1 protein-coding gene is annotated in these 4,570 nt (G+C 74.7%); it reads right to left on the minus strand.

What is annotated here, in order from left to right; all coding sequences use genetic code 11:
• Nucleotides 1-4,570, minus strand: a 4,570-nt coding sequence (locus tag T328_RS35895) for an SDR family NAD(P)-dependent oxidoreductase (RefSeq protein WP_496500467.1), incomplete at both ends; no start/stop codon positions are given.

Raw genomic sequence — 4,570 nt, forward strand, 5'->3', positions numbered from 1 at the left:
CGCCCGCGGTCCAGTCGATGTGCGATGAGGGTTCGTCCACGTGCAGCGTCTGTGGCAGCACGCCCTCGCGCATCGCCATGACCATCTTGATCACACCGCCGACACCGGCCGCCGCCTGGGTGTGCCCCAGGTTCGACTTCAGCGACCCGAGCCACAGCGGCGCGTCGTCCGGCCGGTCCTGGCCGTACGTGGCCAGTAGCGCCTGCGCCTCGATCGGGTCGCCCAGCGTCGTACCCGTGCCGTGTGCCTCCACGGCATCGACGTCCGATGCCGACAGACCCGCGTTGGCCAGGGCCTGCCGGATCACCCGCTGCTGCGACGGACCGTTCGGCGCCGTCAGCCCGTTGGACGCACCGTCCTGGTTCACCGCAGAGCCGCGGACCACCGCCAGTACCTTGTGCCCGTTGCGCCGGGCGTCCGACAGCCGCTCCACGAGCAGCAGCCCCACGCCCTCCGACCAGCCCGTCCCGTCTGCCCCGTCCGCGAACGCCTTGCACAGTCCGTCCGGCGCGAGCCCGCGCTGCCGGCTGAAGACGACGAACGCGTGCGGCGTCGGCATGACGGTGACGCCCCCGGCCAGCGCGAGGTCGCACTCGCCCTGGCGGAGCGACTGCGCCGCCATGTGCAGCGCCACCAGCGACGACGAGCACGCCGTGTCCACCGTCACCGCCGGGCCCTCCAGACCCAGCGTGTACGAGATCCGGCCCGACGCGATGCTGCCGAGGGTTCCCGTGCCCATGAAGCCCTCGTACTCGTCGGGCACGGACGGCAGCCGCGTCAGATAGTCCTGGTTGACCAGGCCCGTGAAGACGCCGGTCCGGCTGCCGTGCAGCGACTGCGGGGCCATGCCCGCGCGCTCGAACGTCTCCCACGCCGTCTCCAGCAGCAACCGCTGCTGCGGGTCGGTGGCGACCGCCTCGCGCGGGCTGATCCGGAACAGCGCGTGGTCGAACTCGGCGGCGTCGTACAGGAAACCACCGCGCCGGACGTACGAGGTGCCGAAGCGCGACGGCTCGGGGTCGAAGATCGCGTCCAGGTCCCAGCCGCGGTCCTCGGGGAACTCCCCGATCCCGGTGCGGCCCTCCGCCAGCATCTGCCACAGGTCCTCGGGCGAGGCGACCCCGCCGGGGAAGCGGCACGCCATGCCGACGATCGCGATCGGCTCGTCGTCCGCCGCGGTCGCGCGGTGCGCGGGCACGAGGGCCGCGGTGGCGGTCGCGTCGCTCTCGTCGAGGACGGTGGCGAGCAGGAAGTCCGCCAGCACCGCGGGGGTCGGGTAGTCGAAGACCAGCGTCGAGGCGAGGACGAGGCCCGTAGCGCCCGCGATGCGGTTGCGGAGTTCGACGGCGGTCAGCGAGTCGAAGCCCAGCTCCTTGAAGGGGCGGGTCGGGTTCACCGCCGCGCCGCTGCCGTGGCCGAGCACCGCGGCGACGTGGACGTTGACCAGGTTCAGTACGTGCTTGCGCCGGTCGTCCCGGCTCAGCCGGACGAGCTGGCCGGCCAGCCCCGAGCCGCCGTCCGCGACGGCGGAGGCGGCGGCCCGCCGGCCCCCGGCGCGTACCAGACCGCGGAGCAACGGCGGCACCGTACCGCTGACACGACTCGCGTCCACCGCGGCGGCGACCAGCATCGGGTGGCCACTGGCCAGCCCTTCGTCGAACAGGCGCATGCCCAGCTCGGTGCCCAGCGGCGTCACGCCGCCGCGCGCCAGTCGGGCGAGGGCGTCGGCGTCCATGTGCTGCGTGAGCCCGGACGCCTCGGCCCAGAATCCCCAGGCGAGGGAGAGCGTGGGCAGGCCGGCGCGGCGGCGCCGCGCGGCGAGGGAGTCGAGGAAGGTGTTGGCCAGCGCGTAGTTGGCCTGGCCGGGCGCGCCCATGACGGCGGCGGCCGAGGAGAAGAGGACGAAGGCGTCCAGGTCGGCGCCGGCGGTCAGCTCGTGCAGGTTCCAGGCCGCGTCGACCTTCGGGCGCAGCACGGACCGCAGCCGTTCGGGAGTGAGGTTGGCGACCGTCGTGTCGTCCAGCGCCCCGGCCGCGTGGATGACGCCCCTGAGCGGGTGTGCGGCGGGGACGGTGCCGAGGAGCGCGGCGAGCTGCTCGCGGTCCGCCGCGTCGCACGCCTCGATACGCACCCGGGCGCCCAGCGTCGTCAGCTCCTCCCGCAGCTCCGCGGCCCCGCTCGCGTCCGGTCCCGACCGGCTGACGAGCAGCAGGTCCCGTACCCCGTGCTCGGCGACCAGATGCCGCGCGAAGTGCCCGCCCAGCACCCCCGTGCCGCCCGTGATCAGCACGGTGCCGTCGGCGCGGAACGGGGTGGGCAGGGTGAGGACCACCTTGCCGATGTGCCGCGCCTGGCTGAAGTACCGCAGCGCCGTGCGCGCTTCGTGGAAGTCCCACGCCGTCACCGGCAGCGGCCGGATCGTCCCCGCCTCGCACAGCTCACGCAGCTCGGCGAGCATGACCTGAACCCGCTCCGGAGTCGCCTCCCCGAGGTCGAACGCGCGGTAGGAGACGCCGGCGTGGTCCGCACGGACCGCGTCCGCATCGCGGATGTCCGTCTTGCCCATCTCCATGAACCGGCCGCCGTCGCCCAGCAGCCGCAGCGAGGCGTCGACGAAGTCCCCGGCCAGGGAGTTCAGTACGACGTCCACCCGGCCCCCGGCGCCCAGGGCCGTACCGAAGTGCTCCTCGAAGTCCAGCGTCCGGGACGACGCGATGTGGGCGTCGTCCAGCCCGTACTCCCGCAGGACGTGCTGCTTGCCGGGGCTCGCGGTGGCGAAGACCTCCACGCCCCAGTGCCGCGCGAGCTGCAGCGTCGCCATGCCGACGCCACCGGCGCCGGCGTGGACGAGCAGCTTCTCGCCGGGCCGGATCCGCGCCAGGTCCGCCAGCCCGAGGTACGCGGTGAGGAAGACGATCGGCAGCGTCGCCGCCTCCGCGAAGCTCCACCCCTCTGGTACGGCCGTCACCATCCGCGCGTCGGCCTTGGTGACCGGGCCCGTGCCGTGGATCAGCCCCATCACCCGGTCGCCGACGGCGACATGGGTGACGTCGGGCGCCGCCTCCAGGACGACACCGGCGCCTTCGCCGCCGAGGGCGCGTGCGTCGTCCACCACGCCCAGGGCGACGGCCACGTCGCGGAAGTTCAGCCCCGCCGCGTGCAGCCGGATCCGCACCTCGCCGGGTGCGAGCGGCGCTTCCGCCTCCGGGAAGTCCACCAGGCCCAGGTCCTCCAGCGTCCCCCGGCCGGTGACGCCCAGCCGCGTACCGGCACCGTCGCCGGCCGCCGCGAACCGCTCGGCCCCGGGGTACCGGGTCAGCCGGGGCACGTGCGCGGCGCCCTCGCGCAGGGCGATCTGCGGCTCGTCGAGGGTGAGCACGGCGGGCAGCGCCGTCAGGCTGCCGGGATGTCCGTCGGTGTCGACGAGGACGATGCGGCCGGGGTTCTCGCTCTGGGCGCTGCGGAGCAGCCCCCACAGGGGGGCGTGCACCAGGTCGGCGAGCGACTCGCCGGGCTGCGCGGCGACGGCGTTCCCGGTGACGACGACCAGCCGGTCCCGGATGCGCGCTTCGTCGGCCAGCCACTCCTGCACCACGGCGAGGGTGTGCTCGGCGGCGGCCTGCACCTGCATCGGCACGGAACGGTCGGTGTCCACCGCGTCGAGCACGGCATGCGTCGGCCGTCCGTCCAGCCACCGCGCCGGCACACCGAGCGTCACGGCCTCCCAGCCCTCGCCGGCCGCCGCCTCGGGCGTCGCCTCCGGTACGGGGACGGGCGTCCACGCGACGGAGAACAGCGAACTGTGCGGGCGGGCGACAGCGGCGGCCTTGAGCTGCGCCGGGTCCACCGGCCGCAGGGTCAGCCGGCCGACCCGGGCGACGAGCTGGCCGGCGGGGTCGGCGAGGGTCAGCTCGGCGCTGTTCGCGGAGTGCCGGACGAGTCGTACGCGGAGGGCCGTCGCGCCGGTGGCGTGCAGCTCCACGTCGCTCCACGCGAACGGCAGCAGCACCTCGCCGGTTGCGGCGCCGTCGAGGGCAAGGGTGTGCAGGGCGGCGTCGAGGAGCGCGGGGTGCACGCCGAAGCCGTCGGTGTCGGCGTCGACGCGTACCTCGGCGAAGAGGTCGTCGCCCTGGCGCCACGCCGCGGTCAGGCCCCGGAAGGCGGGGCCGTAGTCGTAGCCGTGGGCGGCGAGGTCGTCGTAGAGGGTGTCCGTGGCCAGCAGGTCGGCGCCCGGGGGCGGCCAGGCGGTGAGCGCCCCGTCGGCGGCCGGGGCGGCGGGGGAGTGGGCGGCGAGAGTCCCGCGGGCGTGCGTGGTCCACGGCTCGCCGGCGTCGGCTCCCTCGGGGCGGGAGTGAACGGTGACGGTCCGCGCGCCGGTCTCGTCCGTCAGCCCGGTGATGACCTGGAGCTGGAGGGTGGTCTTGGCGGGGATGACGAGGCGGGCTTGGAGCGTCAGTTCGGTGAGGTGGGGGTGTGCGGTGTGTTCGCCGGCGTGGAGGGCGAGGTCGACGAAGGCGGTGCCGGGCAGGAGGACGGTGCCGTTGACGGCGTGGTCGGCGAGCCAGGGGTG

The organism is Streptomyces sp. CNX435, assembly GCF_059570575.1.